The sequence below is a fragment of the Streptomyces sp. NBC_01723 genome, assembly GCF_036246005.1.
GTDB lineage: Bacteria > Actinomycetota > Actinomycetes > Streptomycetales > Streptomycetaceae > Streptomyces.
Genome location: NZ_CP109171.1, coordinates 1,426,264 through 1,441,061 on the forward strand (window position 1 = coordinate 1,426,264; position 14,798 = coordinate 1,441,061).

At 70.4% G+C, this 14,798-nt stretch carries 13 protein-coding genes; 2 read left to right on the forward strand and 11 right to left on the reverse strand.

Going from position 1 to position 14,798, the window contains the following annotated elements; all coding sequences use genetic code 11:
- Nucleotides 1-149 precede the first annotated feature (149 nt).
- Together hisS and OIE75_RS06775 are read right to left on the reverse strand one after the other, a co-directional pair.
- The gene (gene hisS / locus OIE75_RS06770; RefSeq protein WP_307010550.1) at nucleotides 150-1,412 is read right to left on the reverse strand and encodes a histidine--tRNA ligase; all 1,263 of its coding nucleotides are present in this window, start codon (nucleotides 1,410-1,412) and stop codon (nucleotides 150-152) included.
- Between the two features lie 13 nt (nucleotides 1,413-1,425).
- Nucleotides 1,426-2,142, reverse strand: a complete 717-nt coding sequence (locus OIE75_RS06775) for an MBL fold metallo-hydrolase (protein WP_329469968.1) — start codon at nucleotides 2,140-2,142, stop codon at nucleotides 1,426-1,428.
- 183 nt (nucleotides 2,143-2,325) lie between these two features.
- Here OIE75_RS06775 and OIE75_RS06780 point away from each other — a divergent pair, with 183 nt between their 5' ends.
- Together OIE75_RS06780 and OIE75_RS06785 are read left to right on the forward strand one after the other, a co-directional pair.
- A complete protein-coding gene (locus OIE75_RS06780; protein WP_122617198.1) occupies nucleotides 2,326-3,150 on the forward strand; it encodes a peptidylprolyl isomerase in 825 nt (274 codons plus the stop codon).
- A gap of 135 nt (nucleotides 3,151-3,285) precedes the next feature.
- The gene (locus tag OIE75_RS06785; RefSeq protein WP_125490928.1) at nucleotides 3,286-4,515 is read left to right on the forward strand and encodes a DUF349 domain-containing protein; all 1,230 of its coding nucleotides are present in this window, start codon (nucleotides 3,286-3,288) and stop codon (nucleotides 4,513-4,515) included.
- Between the two features lie 80 nt (nucleotides 4,516-4,595).
- On the opposite strand, the gene relA is transcribed toward OIE75_RS06785, so the two are convergent.
- The 9 genes from relA to OIE75_RS06830 form a co-directional block, all read right to left on the reverse strand.
- Nucleotides 4,596-7,139 carry a GTP pyrophosphokinase gene (relA, locus tag OIE75_RS06790; protein ID WP_307010555.1) on the reverse strand — a complete coding sequence of 848 codons (2,544 nt, stop codon included), beginning with the start codon at nucleotides 7,137-7,139 and terminating at the stop codon, nucleotides 4,596-4,598.
- 181 nt (nucleotides 7,140-7,320) lie between these two features.
- Nucleotides 7,321-7,869, reverse strand: coding sequence for an adenine phosphoribosyltransferase (locus OIE75_RS06795; protein ID WP_307010557.1), 549 nt, complete (start codon nucleotides 7,867-7,869; stop codon nucleotides 7,321-7,323).
- Entirely contained in the window at nucleotides 7,866-8,987 is a 1,122-nt protein-coding gene (secF, locus tag OIE75_RS06800) for a protein translocase subunit SecF (protein WP_307010559.1), read from the reverse strand. Before secF ends, OIE75_RS06795 begins: the two co-directional genes overlap by 4 nt.
- A 1-nt stretch (nucleotide 8,988) precedes the next feature.
- The gene (secD, locus tag OIE75_RS06805) at nucleotides 8,989-10,779 is read right to left on the reverse strand and encodes a protein translocase subunit SecD (RefSeq protein WP_329469970.1); all 1,791 of its coding nucleotides are present in this window, start codon (nucleotides 10,777-10,779) and stop codon (nucleotides 8,989-8,991) included.
- A gap of 143 nt (nucleotides 10,780-10,922) precedes the next feature.
- Entirely contained in the window at nucleotides 10,923-11,429 is a 507-nt protein-coding gene (gene yajC / locus OIE75_RS06810; protein ID WP_307010563.1) for a preprotein translocase subunit YajC, read from the reverse strand.
- A gap of 175 nt (nucleotides 11,430-11,604) precedes the next feature.
- Nucleotides 11,605-12,702 carry a Holliday junction branch migration DNA helicase RuvB gene (gene ruvB, locus OIE75_RS06815; protein ID WP_122617206.1) on the reverse strand — a complete coding sequence of 366 codons (1,098 nt, stop codon included), beginning with the start codon at nucleotides 12,700-12,702 and terminating at the stop codon, nucleotides 11,605-11,607.
- 31 nt (nucleotides 12,703-12,733) lie between these two features.
- Nucleotides 12,734-13,339 (reverse strand): Holliday junction branch migration protein RuvA, encoded by a 606-nt coding sequence (ruvA, locus tag OIE75_RS06820; RefSeq protein WP_307010566.1) that lies wholly within the window; start codon nucleotides 13,337-13,339, stop codon nucleotides 12,734-12,736.
- Entirely contained in the window at nucleotides 13,336-13,911 is a 576-nt protein-coding gene (ruvC, locus tag OIE75_RS06825) for a crossover junction endodeoxyribonuclease RuvC (protein WP_329469971.1), read from the reverse strand. The genes ruvA and ruvC overlap by 4 nt, the downstream gene beginning before the upstream one ends.
- Nucleotides 13,912-14,020: 109 nt before the next feature.
- Complete coding sequence (locus OIE75_RS06830; RefSeq protein WP_307010569.1) at nucleotides 14,021-14,773, reverse strand: YebC/PmpR family DNA-binding transcriptional regulator; 753 nt, start codon at nucleotides 14,771-14,773, stop codon at nucleotides 14,021-14,023.
- Nucleotides 14,774-14,798: the final 25 nt, after the last annotated feature.

Below are 14,798 nucleotides of genomic sequence, written 5' to 3' on the forward strand. Positions count from 1 at the left end.
CCGCACCACCCTGTATGGGCACCGTTCGATGAACATATGAACGGTCTGGCGATCACCCCGGAGCGGCCCCTTCTGGCCAACACCCGTTCCCCGGGGGCACGCGCGGACGAACACGCGCGCCCCTGGAGGGGACCGGACGTACCGGCGCGCTAGCCGAGCCTGGACTCCAGCTCGGCCACGATCTCGTTGACGCCGATCGCGGTCTGCTCGCCGGACTCCATGTCCTTGAGCTGGACGACGCCGTCGGCCAGGTCGCGCTCGCCCAGGACCAGGGCGTAGCGGGCGCCCGAGCGGTTGGCCGCCTTCATCGCGGCCTTGAGGCCCTTGCCGCCGTAGGAGAAGTCGGCGGCGACGCCGTTCTTGCGCAGCTCGGTGACCTTGGCGAAGAGGATCCGGCGGGCCTCCTCGCCGAGCGGCACCGCGTAGACGGAGGTGGCGGACGGAATGTCCAGTTCGATGCCCTCCGCCTCCAGGGCGAGGACGGTGCGGTCGACGCCGAGGGCCCAGCCCACGGACGGCAGGGCCGGGCCGCCGATCATCTCGGAGAGCCCGTCGTACCGCCCGCCGCCGCCCACCGCGGACTGGGAGCCGAGGCCGTCGTGGACGAACTCGAACGTAGTGCGCGTGTAGTAGTCCAGGCCGCGCACCAGCTTCGGGTCGTCCTCGAAGACGACGCCCGCCGCCGTGATCAGGTCGCGCACCTCCTCGTGGTACGCCTTGCAGGCGTCGCACAGGTAGTCGCGCAGCAGCGGGGCGTCGGTGAGCTGCTTCTGCACGTCGGGGCGCTTGTCGTCCAGCACGCGCAGCGGGTTGATCTCGGCCCGGCGCAGGGTGTCCTCGTCCAGGTCGAGGCCGCGCAGGAAGTCCTGGAGCGCGGCCCGGTAGACGGGGCGGCACTCCTGGTCGCCCAGGCTGTTGAGCAGGATGCGGAAGTTCCGCAGGCCCAGCGCGCGGTACGACTGGTCGGCCAGGATGATCAGCTCGGCGTCGAGGGCCGGGTCCTCGGCACCGATCGCCTCGGCGCCGACCTGGGAGAAGTGGCGGTAACGGCCCTTCTGGGGGCGCTCGTAGCGGTACTGCGAGCCCGAGTACCAGACCTTGACCGGGAGGTTGCCCGCCTTGTGCAGGTTGGCCTCCAGGACCGCGCGCAGCACGGGGGCGGTCGTCTCCGGGCGCAGGGCGAGCCGGTCGCCGCCCTTGGTCTCGAAGACGTACATCTCCTTGGTCACGATGTCGGTCGACTCGCCGACACCGCGCGCGAACAGCTCGACGTTCTCGAAGCCGGGCGTCTCGATGTAGCCGTAGCCGGAGTTGCGCAGGGGGGCCGCGATCGCCTCGCGGACCGCCAGGTACTTGGCGGAGTCGGGGGGCAGTAGGTCGTACGTGCCCTTGGGGGCCTTGAAGGTGCTCACGGAAGGTCTCTCGTCACATTCCTCGTCGGGGCGCGCCGGGCGCGCTGTGCTCCTGGCGGCCCGCCGCCACCTGCCGCAGATACGGGTTGGTGGCGCGCTCCTGGCCGATGGTCGTGTAGTCGTTGTGACCGGGCAGCACCACGGTGGCGTCGTCGAGCGGCAGGACCACGCGGGCCAGGGACTCGAGCATGTCGTCCATGGAGCCACCGGGGAAGTCGGTGCGTCCGATGGAGCCGGCGAACAGCAGGTCGCCCGAGAACATGACCGGCGGGATGTCCGCCGACTCGGGCAGACCGAAGGTCACCGACCCCTTCGTATGGCCCGGCGCGTGCGCGACGGTCAGCTCCAGGCCCGCCAGTTCCAGCTTGGCGCCGTCGGTCAGCTCCTTGACGTCGTCCGGCTCCCCGACCGTCAGCTCGCCCATGAGCGGCATGCCGATGGTGCGGCCGATGCCCTTCTCGGGGTCGCTCATCATGTACCGGTCCTCGGGGTGGATCCAGGCGGGCACGTCGTGCGCGCCGCACACCGGGACGACCGAGGCGACGTGGTCGATGTGGCCGTGGGTGAGGACGACGGCGACGGGCTTGAGCCGATGCTTCCTGATCGCTTCCTCGACTCCGGGGGCCGCCTGGTGGCCCGGGTCGATGATCACGCACTCCTCACCGGCGGCGGGGGCGACGAGATAACAGTTCGTCCCCCAGGCCCCGGCGGGGAACCCGGCAATGAGCACGATCGTCCTTCGTTTGTGTCGGTACGGGTGGGCTTGCGAACGGGCCGCGCCCATGGTCAGAGCCTACCGGCGGTGCCGTTTCCTCAGCGAACCCATATACGGTACGGGGCTACACGCCCACGGTCGGCTCATCGCACCCACGCGTACCGGTCGGCACACGAAGACGCATGAGGAGAGAAACCGGTGGTCAGCCAGGAGCAGCGGCGGCGTCAGCTCGCCCGGGAGAAGTTCTTGCGGCAGCAGCAGCGACGTACCTCCGCGCGGCGCAAGGCGCGCACCCGCAACGCGGCGATCGCGTCGGTGCTCGGCGTGATTCTGATCGGCAGCGTCGCGCTGTACACGACCGGAGTGGTCCTCAAGGACGACGACGACAAGACGAACGCCAACGCGGAGGTCACGCCGAGCCCTTCGGCGAGCAAGAAGGCCGAGGACCCGTGCGACAAGCCCGCCGAGGGCAAGGTCAAGACGCAGACCTGGAAGAAGGAACCTGCGATGACCATCGACAAGTCGGCGAAGTACGCGATGAAACTGTCGACGACCTGCGGTGACATAGGGATCGACCTGAAGACGTCGGCGGCGCCGCACACCGTCAACTCGTTCAACTTCCTTGCGGGGAAGGGGTTCTTCGACCACACGCCGTGCCACCGGCTCACCACCAACGGGATCTTCGTGCTCCAGTGCGGCGACCCGACGGGCCAGGGCAACGGTGGACCGGGCTACAACATCCCGGACGAGAACCTGAAGGACAAGAGCCTGAAGAAGAACACGTACCCGGCGGGCACGATCGCGATGGCGAACACCGGGCAGCCGAACTCCGGCGGCAGCCAGTTCTTCCTCGTGTACCAGGACAGTCCGCTGCCGCCCAGCTACACGCCGTTCGGCACGATTTCCGAGGACGGCATGACCGTGCTCAAGAAGATCGCGGCGGCCGGCGAGAGCACCGGCGCGGGTGACGGGGCACCCAACGCGACGGTCGTGATCGACAAGGCCACCGTCTCGAAATCCTGACCCTCATCAGCGAAAGTTCGGTCGCGCGGGATGCGGACAGGCCACCCGCCGGTCGCCTATCTTGGCCGTGACGAAACTGTGGACGATGCCCGGGGGAAGCGAATCCCTCCGTCGGCATCATGTGGAGGAGGCGCTGTGAGCAGCGACCCGTGGGGCCGCGTCGACGAGACGGGCACCGTGTACGTGCGTACGGCCGACGGCGAGCAGGTCGTCGGTTCCTGGCAGGCGGGCTCCCCCGAGGAAGCGCTGGCCTATTTCGAACGCAAGTACGAAGGCCTGGTTGTCGAGATCGGCCTCCTCGAAAAGCGGGTGAAGACCACCGACCTGTCGGCGAAGGACGCCCAGACCGCCGTCGACCACCTGCGCGAGCAGGTGGACGCGCACCACGCGGTCGGCGACCTGGACGCGCTGCGGGCCCGGCTGGACAAGCTCGTCGGCCTCGTGGAGACACGGCGCGAGGAGCGCAAGGCCCAGCGGGCCAAGCAGTCCGACGAGGCGCGCGGGGCCAAGGAGGCGCTGGTCGCCGAGGCGGAGGAGCTGGCGCGCTCCGACCAGTGGCGGGTGGCCGGTGAACGGCTGCGCGCCCTGGTGGACACCTGGAAGGGCCTGCCGCGCCTGGACCGCAAGTCCGACGACGAGCTGTGGCACCGCTTCTCGCACGCGCGCTCGGCGTTCTCCAAGCGCCGCAAGCAGCACTTCGCCCAGCTCGACGCGCAGCGCGAGGAGGCCCGGCAGACCAAGGAACGGCTGGTCTCCGAGGCCGAGGCGCTGTCGAACTCCACGGACTGGGGGCCGACGGCCGCGCGCTACCGCGACCTCATGTCCGAGTGGAAGGCCGCCGGCCGTGCGCAGCGCGAGCACGAGGACGACCTGTGGAACCGCTTCCGCGGCGCCCAGGACGTGTTCTTCGCCGCCCGCGGCTCGGTCTTCGCCGAGCGGGACGCCGAGCAGGCGGAGAACCTGAAGCTCAAGGAGGAGCTGGTCGAGGAGGCCGAGAAGCTCGTCCCGGTCAAGGACCTGAAGTCGGCCCGGGCCGCGTTCCGCTCGGTCAACGAGCGCTGGGAGGCCATCGGCCACGTCCCGCGCGACGCCCGCCCGAAGGTCGAGGGGCGGATGCACGCGGTCGAGCGCGCGCTCCAGGACGCCGAGGAGACCGAGTGGCGCCGGACCAACCCGGAGGCACGCGCGCGTGCCGAGGGGCTGACCGGACAGCTGCAGGCCGCCGTCGACAAGCTGCGCTCCCAGATCGACCAGGCGCGTGCCCAGGGCAACAACGCCAAGGCCGACAAGCTGGAGCGCGAGCTGGAGGGCCGGCAGGCGCTGCTGGACCAGGCGCTGAAGGGCCTGCACGAGTTCGGCGGCTGACACCGCGCATACGAGAGGGGCTCCCGTACGGTGCGTACGGGAGCCCCTCTCGTATGTGTCGTACGGGCCCGTGCGGGCCGCTAGGACGGCCTGCGCGCCGACGTCACCCTGTACACGTCGTAGACGCCCTCCACGCCGCGTACGGCCTTCAGGACGTGCCCGAGGTGCTTGGGGTCGCCCATCTCGAAGGTGAAGCGGGAGGTGGCCACCCGGTCGCGGGAGGTCTGGACGGCCGCGGAGAGGATGTTGACGTGCTGGTCGGACAGCACGCGTGTGACGTCCGACAGCAGCCGGGAGCGGTCCAGGGCCTCGACCTGGATGGCGACCAGGAAGACGGAGGACTGGGTGGGCGCCCACTCGACCTCGAGGATGCGCTCGGGCTCGCGGGAGAGCGAGTCCACGTTCACACAGTCGCTGCGGTGGACCGAGACGCCGCTGCCCCGGGTGACGAAGCCGATGATGGGGTCGCCGGGTACGGGCGTACAGCAGCGGGCCAGCTTGACCCACACGTCCTCGACGCCCTTGACGACGACGCCCGGGTCGGCGCTGGTCCGGCGTTTGCGGCCGCGGCCGTGGGCCGACGGGATCGACTCGTCGATCTCCTCGGTCGCGGCTTCCTCGCCCCCGAGCGCCTGGACGAGCTTCTGCACGATGTTCTGCGCGGAGACGTGGCCCTCGCCGATCGCCGCGTACAGCGCGGAGATGTCCGAGTAGCGCATCTCGTGGGCGAGCGTGACCAGGGAGTCGCCGGTCAGGATGCGCTGGATCGGCAGGTTCTGCTTGCGCATGGCGCGGACGATGGCGTCCTTGCCCTGCTCGATCGCCTCGTCGCGGCGCTCCTTGGAGAACCAGGCGCGGATCTTGTTGCGGGCGCGCGGCGACTTCACGAAGCCGAGCCAGTCCCGGGAGGGGCCCGCGCCGGCCGCCTTGGAGGTGAAGACCTCCACCAGGTCGCCGTTGTCCAGGGTGGACTCCAGCGGGACGAGCCGGCCGTTGACCCGTGCCCCTATGGTGCGGTGGCCGACCTCGGTGTGGACGGCGTAGGCGAAGTCGACGGGGGTGGCGCTCGCCGGGAGCGCTATGACGTCGCCCTTGGGGGTGAAGACGAAGACCTCGTTGCGGGAGAGGTCGAAGCGCAGGGACTCCAGGAACTCGCCGGGGTCCTCGGTCTCCTTCTGCCAGTCGAGGAGCTGGCGCAGCCACGCCATGTCGTTGAGGTGGTCGTCCTTGCCCTTGCCGGACGACTTGGGCGCGTCGCTGCGCACCTTGGAGGCGCCGGCGACGGCCTCCTGCTTGTACTTCCAGTGCGCGGCGATGCCGTACTCCGCGCGGCGGTGCATGTCGAAGGTGCGGATCTGCAGCTCGACGGGCTTGCCGCCGGGTCCGATGACCGTCGTGTGCAGCGACTGGTACATGTTGAACTTGGGCATCGCGATGTAGTCCTTGAACCGCCCCGGAACCGGGTTCCAGCGGGCGTGGACCGTGCCCAGCGCCGCGTAGCAGTCGCGGACGGTGTCCACCAGGACGCGGATGCCCACCAGGTCGTAGATCTCCGCGAAGTCACGGCCGCGGACGATCATCTTCTGGTAGACGCTGTAGTAGTGCTTGGGGCGGCCGGTGACGGTCGCCTTGATCCGGGCCGCGCGCAGGTCCTGCTGGACCTCGTCGGTGACGACGGCGAGGTACTCGTCGCGCTTGGGGGCGCGCTCGGCGACCAGGCGGACGATCTCGTCGTACATCTTGGGGTAGAGGATCGCGAAGGCGAGGTCCTCCAGCTCCCACTTGATGGTGTTCATGCCCAGCCGGTGGGCGAGCGGCGCGTAGATCTCCAGGGTCTCGCGCGCCTTCTTCTCCTGCTTCTCGCGCTTGAGGTAGCGCATGGTGCGCATGTTGTGCAGGCGGTCGGCGAGCTTGATGACCAGGACGCGCGGGTCCTTGGCCATGGCGACGACCATCTTGCGCACGGTCTCGGCCTGCGCGGCCTCGCCGAACTTGACCTTGTCCAGCTTGGTGACGCCGTCGACGAGCAGGGTGACCACGTCGCCGAAGTCGCGGCGCAGGTCCTCCAGGCCGTACTCGGTGTCCTCGACGGTGTCGTGCAGCAGACCGGCCATCAGCGTGGCCGGGTCCATGCCCAGCTCGGCGAGGATGGTCGTGACGGCGAGCGGGTGCGTGATGTACGGGTCGCCGCTCTTGCGCTTCTGCCCCCGGTGCCAGCGTTCGGCGACCTGGTAGGCGCGCTCGATCTGGCGCAGGGTGGCCGTCTCGATCTTGGGGTCGTTGCCGCGCACTATCCGCAGCAGGGGCTCCAGGACCGGATTGTACGGGTTGGCGCGCTGGACGCCGAGCCGGGCCAGGCGGGCGCGGACGCGGTTGGAGGAGCCGGAGCGGGCGGGCTGGCCCGCGGGGGCGCGCACCACCGGCGCGTTCCGCGGGCGCTCGGGCGGCAGCGGCTTGGGGTGCGGCTGCTGCTCGGCGGGCTTGTCGACCGGCCCGGACGAGGCGTGCCTGATCGGCCCACGCGTGTCGTTCTTCGCCTGGGGCGCGCTGGGCGCGGGCTTCGCCGCGGACGCCGAGGCGGACTCGGGCTTTGCGGCGGTCAGTGGCTGGGCCTCGTCTGGCAAGAGGACTCCTCGTGCGCGATCCGGGTCCCCCGGTCAGGCTCCGGAGATCCCATGGTAGCGATCCTGCCCCCGAGGATCGCCTTCAGGCCAATGTGAAGGCCTTCAACTGGGGAAACGCCTGAGGCGGGCACCGGATTCCTCCGGGCCCGCCTCAGGCGCGCGGTGTGCGCGGTGTGCGCGGTCAGACGGTGAGCAGCGCCTTCAGCGGCGCCCCCGCCAGGGCCGTCTCCAGGCGGGCCCGGCCGCCGAGGAAGCCCAGCTCCATCAGGACGGCGAGGCCGGCGACCTGGGCGCCGGCCCGGCGGATCAGCTCCAGGGACGCCTCGGCGGTGCCGCCGGTGGCGAGGACGTCGTCGACGACCAGCACGCGGTCGCCCGCGTCCAGGTCCTCGGCGTGCACCTCGATCTCGGCGGAGCCGTACTCCAGGTCGTACGCCTGGCCGAGGGTGGCTCCGGGGAGCTTGCCCGCCTTGCGTACGGGGATGAAGCCGAGGCCCGCCCGCAGGGCCACCGGGGCGCCCAGGATGAAGCCGCGGGCCTCCAGGCCGACGACCTTGGTGGCGCCGGTCTGCCCGGCGACCTCGGCGAGCGCGTCGGTCAGGACCGTGAAGGCCGCGGGGTCGGCCAGGAGCGGGGTGATGTCCTTGAACACCACACCCGGCTCCGGGTAGTCGGCCACGTCCCGGATGCGGCTGAGCAGCAGCTCCGTGATGTCGGTCGTGCCGGTCATCGCCGCTTCCCCGAGGGACGGCCGCGACCCCGGCCGCGGGAGGCGGGCTGGTTGCGGGGGCCCACGACCGCGGCGGCGGCGTCGTCGGGTTCCTCGTCCGCGTAGGACTCCCCGTCGTCCGCGGAATGCGCCGGCTCGCCCTTGGCCGCGGCCTGGGCGCGCTTGGCCAGGACCCGCTTCCTGAGGGCCTTCATCTGCGGCTCGGCCTCCTTGAGGTCGGCGACGAGCGGCGTGGCGATGAAGATCGACGAGTAGGCACCCGCGGCGAGACCGACGAACAGCGACAGCGAGATGTCGTTGAGCATGCCGGCGCCGAGGACACCGCCACCGATGAACAGCAGACCGCCCACCGGCAGCAGCGCGACCACCGTGGTGTTGATGGAGCGGACCAGGGTGCTGTTGATCGAGCGGTTGGCGATCTCGCCATAGGTCCAGCGAGTCTGCTTGGTGATGTCCCTCGTCTGCTCCTTGAGACTGTCGAAGACGACGACGGTGTCGTAGAGCGAGTAACCGAGAATGGTCAGCAGACCGATCACCGTGCCCGGTGTGACCTCGAAGCCGACGAGGGCGTAGATCCCGACCGTGATGGTGATGTCGTGGATCAGTGCGACGAACGCGGCGAGGGCCATGCGCCACTCGAACGCGATCGCCAGATAGATCACCACCAGGACCATGAAGATCCCGAGGCCCTGCCAGGCCTTGTTCGCGATCTGGTCACCCCAGCTGGGGCCGACCAGGTCGGCGTTGATCTTCTCCGCGGGGACGTCCAGGTCCTCGGAGAGCTGCTGCTTGATCTGGTCCGACGCCCCGGTGTCGGTGCCCGCGATCTGGATACGGAGGCTGCCGTCGCCCAGCTTCTGGACGATCGCGTCGTGCCCGGAGGCGTCCTCCGCCCAGGTCTCCGCCTGGGAGACCGAGGCGCTCATGTTCTTCGGGGTGGTGAAGACCGCGCCGCCCTGGAACTCGATGCCCATGTGCAGGCCGCGCACCGCCAGGCCGACGATGGCCGTGATGGTGATGAGGATCGAGATGCCGTACCAGAGCTTGCGGTTCTTGACGAAGTCGTAGCCGACCTCGCCGTGGTGCAGTCGGGCGCCGAGGTTGCCGAGCTTTCCCATCTCACGCCTCCTTCGGGTCGACGGGGCCGGCGGCGGGACGGGAGGGACGGCGGGTGCGGCGCAGCGGCGGCTTGGCGCCCAGGCTCTTCGGGTCGAGGCCGGACCACTTGTGACCGCTCGCGAAGAACTTGCGGCGGGCCATCAGCGTCAGCAGCGGCTTGGTGAAGAGGAACACCACCACCACGTCGAGCAGGGTGGTCAGACCCAGCGTGAACGCGAAGCCCTGCACCTTGCCGACGGTGACGATGAAGAGCACCGCGGCGGCGAGGAACGACACGAAGTCGGAGACCAGGATGGTGCGCCGGGCGCGCGGCCAGGCCCGCTCGACGGCGGGACGCAGGGTGCGGCCCTCCCGGATCTCGTCGCGGACGCGTTCGAAGTACACGATGAACGAGTCCGCCGTGATGCCGATGGCGACGATGGCTCCGCAGACGGCCGGCAGGTTCAGCGCGAAGCCGATGGTCGGGCCGAGCAGCGACATGATCACGTACGTCAGACCCGCGGAGACCAGCAGCGAGGTGACGGCGATGAAGGACAGGCCGCGGTAGTAGACCAGCAGGTAGAGGACGACCAGCGCGAGGCCGATGGCGCCCGCGATCAGACCCGCCTTGAGCTGCTCACCGCCGAGCGCGGCGGTGACGGTGGTGACGCTGTCCTCCTTGAAGGTCAGCGGCAGGGCGCCGTAGGACAGCATGTTGGCGAGGCCCTGGGCCTCGTCCTGGTCGAAGTTGCCGGAGATCTCCGCGCTGCCGCCGGTGAGCGCCTGGCTGACGTACGGGTCGGAGACGACCTCGTTGTCCAGGACGATGGCGAACTGGTTCTGCGGGGACTGGTTCTTCGCCAGCTTGCCGGTGATGTCGGCGAACTTCTTGCCGCCCTTGTCCGTGAACTTCATGGTCACGGTCCAGCCGGCGCCGGTCTGGGTGTTGAGGACGGCCTCGGACTTGTCGATGTCGGTGCCGTCGACCGACGCGGGGCCGAGGACGTACTTCTGCCACTGGCCCTGCGAGTTCTGTCCGCAGGCCACCATCGAGTCGCCGGGCTTGGAGCCGTCACCGGCCTTGGCGCGGTCGGCGGCGTTCGTGCAGTCCAGCGCCGCGTACTGCTGCTGGAGCTTGGCGTCGCCGGCGGCGCCGCTCGGGGACGGGGAGGCGCCGTCGGAGGTCTTGGCGGACGGGCTGGGGTCGGCCTTGAGGGCGTCGGACGCGGCGCGGCCCTGGCTGGTGGCGCTCGCCGAGGCGGAGTCGGAGGGCGTGGAGCTCGCGCCGTCCTTGTCGGTCGCCTTGTCCTGCCCGTCGGTGGCCTTGTCGGTGGCCTTGTCGCTCGCCTTGTCCGAGGGGTTGCCGGTGGCGCTCGGCGACGGGCTGCCCGTCGCGTTGGCACCGGAGAGCTCGGTGGCTACGACCGGGCGGAAGTACAGCTTGGCGGTGGTGCCGACCTGCTGGCGGGCTTCCTCGGAGTTCGTCCCCTTGGGGATGTTGACGATGATGTTCCGGTCGCCCTGAGTCTGGACCTCGGACTCGGAGACACCCAGACCATTGACACGGCGCTCCATGATGTCGACCGCGGTGTCCATGTTGGTCTTGTTGATCGCGGACTCCTGGCCCGCCTCCGGGACCGCCCGGAGTGTGATGCTGGTGCCGCCGGCCAGGTCGATACCGAGACGCGGAGTCGTGTGTCCGGTGGCGAACATGCCTCCGGTGAGCGCCACGATGGCGATCAGAATCAGGGCCAGCGAGCGCCCGGGCTTACTCGGAGCGCTCGCATTCTTTCCCTTTTTAGGTGCTACCACCTTTGCGTACTCCCTCTCGGGCCGCTTCGCGCCGGGGAGGCGTCACCCGCGGCCATCACATGGTGTCCGGATCCGTGCGAGCCACGCGTCACACGGGGTGCGCGGGGACGTCCTGGACGTCTCCGCGCACCCCGGGGCACGGCTTACTTCGCCTCGGAACCGCCGTCGGACTTCTTCGCCTGCTCGTCGGCCTTCGCCTCGGCGGGCGCGGCGTCGACCGTCGGCTCGCCGGCCGGCTCGTCGGCCGTGTCCTTCTTGCCGAGGTCGACGGGCTGGTCGTCGGAGGCGGCGTCGGTGGCGGCGTCGGACTCGGTGAGGGAGGAGGCGTCGTCCGGGACGACGTCGGCGTCCGACTTCAGGTCGTGCTCGATGCCGTGGACGATGCGGTTGTACTCGTCGTCGGTCAGGACGGCACCGATGCTGTTCTTGGCGAAGAGCAGGTCGACACCCGGACCGGCGTCGAGGAGGACCGTGTCGTCGTTGACCTCCTTGACGGTGGCGTACATGCCCCCGATGGTGCGGACACCGGATCCGGGCTGCATCTCGTTCCGCATGTTGGCGGCCTGCTGCTGCTTCTTCTTCGCCGACCGGGTCATCAGGAACATGGCCCCGATGAGCACGATGAACGGGAGGAGGGTCACGAGACTCACGGGTCGGTACTTCCTTCACACGACCGCGATGGTGAGCGGCCTGATGGTTGGGGGTGTGTACGCCGCCGACAAGGGCGGCATCGGCGGAGTCTAAGCGAGTCCGCGCGCATGGAACAACGCTCAGCATGGCACTGGGGTTCCTGCTCGGGCGAATGCCCTCGTCGTGACGGGGACGTCACGTCCCGAACAAGTCCTGTTGTCCGTTTCCGGTGGTCTGCGCACCGGGCGGGGTGAGCCCCAGATGCGCCCAGGCCGCCGGCGTCGCGACCCGCCCCCGCGGGGTGCGGGCGAGGAGACCTTCCCTCACGAGAAAGGGTTCGGCGACCTCTTCCACTGTCTCACGCTCCTCCCCCACGGCCACGGCGAGCGTGGACAGGCCCACCGGACCGCCGCCGAACAGCTTGAGCAGGGCCTCCAGGACGCCGCGGTCGAGCCGGTCCAGGCCACGCTCGTCGACCTCGTAGACCGCCAGGGCGGCCGAAGCGATCTCGCGGGTGATCAGGCCGTCGGCCTTGACCTGCGCGTAGTCGCGCACCCGGCGCAGCAGGCGGTTGGCGATGCGGGGGGTGCCGCGGGAGCGGCCGGCGATCTCGGCGGCGCCCGCGGGGTCGATCTCCACGTCGAGCAGGCCGGCCGAGCGGTGGATCACCCGTTCCAGTTCGCCCGGTCCGTAGAACTCCATGTGGGCGGTGAAGCCGAAGCGGTCGCGCAGCGGCGGCGGCAGCAGTCCCGCGCGCGTGGTGGCGCCGACCAGGGTGAAGGGGGGCAGCTCCAGGGGGATGGCGGTGGCGCCGGGCCCCTTGCCGACGATCACGTCGACGCGGAAGTCCTCCATCGCCATGTAGAGCATCTCCTCGGCGGGCCGCGACATGCGGTGGATCTCGTCGAGGAAGAGGACCTCGCCCTCCTGGAGCGAGGAGAGGATCGCGGCGAGGTCGCCGGCGTGCTGGATGGCGGGGCCGGAGGTGATGCGGATGGGAGCGCCCATCTCGGCCGCGATGATCATCGAGAGGGTGGTCTTGCCGAGGCCGGGGGCGCCGGAGAGGAGCACGTGGTCCGCGGTGGCGCCGCGCGCGCGTGCGGCCCGCAGCACGAGGTCGAGCTGTTCGCGGACCTTCTCCTGGCCGATGAACTCGCCCAGGTCCTTGGGGCGCAGGGCGGCCTCCACCGCCTGGTCCTCGCCGTCGGCGACGGAGCCCACCAGCCGCTCCTCGGCGGAGCCGACGAGTCCTTCGGGGGCGTCGGACGGGTCGGTCGTGTCGTCCCAGTTCATGTGGTGTGCCTCGGGGGTCGGTGGTGGCGGTTCAGCGGGCGCGGTTCAGGGTCTGGAGGGCCGCCTTCAGCAGTTGCCCCACCTGGGGCGTGCCCCCGGCGGCCTCGGCCTGGGGGGTCACGGCGGACACGGCCTCGTCGGCCTCGCGGGTCGCGTACCCGAGGCCGATCAGGGCGGCGTGCAGCTGGTCGCGCCAGCCGGTGCTGACGGGGGCTCCGACGGCGGGGGCGCCGATGGGCTCGCCGAGGCGGTCCCGCAGCTCCAGCAGCAGCTTCTGCGCGCCCTTCTTGCCGATGCCGGGGACGGCGGTGAGCGCCTTCTCGTCGCCGGTGGAGACGGCTCTGCGCAGGGCGTCGGGGCTGTGCACGGCGAGCATCGCCTGGGCCAGGCGGGGGCCGACGCCGCTGGCCGTCTGGAGCAGCTCGAAGACCTGGCGCTCGTCGTCGTCGGCGAAGCCGTACAGCGTGAGCGAGTCCTCGCGGACGACGAGGGAGGTGGCGAGTTTGGCGGGCTTGCCGAGGCGGAGGGTGGAGAGGGTGTTCGGCGTGCACTGGACGGCCATGCCGACGCCGCCGACCTCCACCACGGCGGCGTCCGGGGCGAGGGCGGCGACGGTGCCGCTGACGAAGGCGATCATGCCGTGGTGCCTTTCGACGGGTGAGGGGTGTGCGGGCTCCGGGGGCCGGCCGGGCCCCGGGAGGTGTGCAGAGCGACGGCCTGCTGGAGCCGGTTCTGCGCGGGGGCGCGCCAGATGTGGCAGATGGCGAGCGCGAGGGCGTCGGCGGCGTCGGCGGGCTTCGGGGGCGCGGAGAGCCGCAGCAGCCGGGTGACCATGGCGCCGACCTGCGCCTTGTCCGCCCGGCCGCTGCCGGTGACGGCGGCCTTGACCTCGCTGGGGGTGTGCAGGGCGACGGGGATGCCGCGGCGGGAGGCGCAGAGGATCGCGACGGCGCTGGCCTGGGCGGTGCCCATGACGGTGCGCACGTTGTGCTGGCTGAAGACGCGCTCCACGGCGACGCGGTCCGGCCGGTGCTCGTCCAGCCACTGCTCGATGCCCTGCTCGACGGCGACCAGCCGGTGGCCGAGGTCGTCGTCCGCGCGGGTGCGGACGACGCCGACGCCGATCATGCTGAGCGGCCGGCCCGCGACGCCCTCCACGACGCCGACCCCGCAGCGGGTCAGCCCCGGGTCCACCCCCAGAACGCGCATGCCCGACCCCCCTCTCCTCGATCACCTGTTTGTGCAGGCTATCGGGTGCCACCGACAAAGCGACGGGCCGACGGGGTGTGTCCCCGTCGGCCCGCTGAGCTGGGGCGCGTTACGCGTCGACCTTCTCCATGACCTCGTCGCTCACGTCGAAGTTGGCGAAGACGTTCTGCACGTCGTCGCTGTCCTCCAGGGCGTCGATGAGCCGGAAGATCTTCCGGGCGCCGTCCTCGTCCAGCTCCACCTGCATGGTGGGGACGAAGTTGGCGTCGGCGGACTCGTAGTCGATGCCGGCGTCCTGGAGGGCGGTGCGGACCGCGACCAGGTCGGTCGCCTCGCTGAGCACCTCGAAGGACTCGCCGAGGTCGTTGACCTCCTCGGCGCCCGCGTCCAGGACGGCGGCGAGGACGTCGTCCTCACCCAGCTCGCCCTTGGGGACGATCACGACGCCCTTGCGGTGGAACAGGTACGACACGGAGCCCGGGTCGGCCATGGAGCCGCCGTTGCGGGTCATGGCGACGCGGACGTCGGAGGCGGCGCGGTTGCGGTTGTCGGTGAGGCACTCGATGAGCACCGCGACGCCGTTCGGCCCGTAGCCCTCGTACATGATCGTCTCGTAGTCGGCGCCGCCGGCCTCCAGACCACCGCCGCGCTTGACCGCGGAGTCGATGTTCTTGTTGGGCACCGACTGCTTCTTCGCCTTCTGGATGGCGTCGTACAGGGTCGGGTTGCCCTCGATGTCGACGCCGCCCATGCGGGCCGCGACCTCGATGTTCTTGATCAGCTTCGCGAAGAGCTTGCCGCGCTTGGCGTCGATCACGGCCTTCTTGTGCTTCGTCGTAGCCCATTTAGAGTGGCCGGACATCTGCCTGTCTCCTTCGCGTAACCCG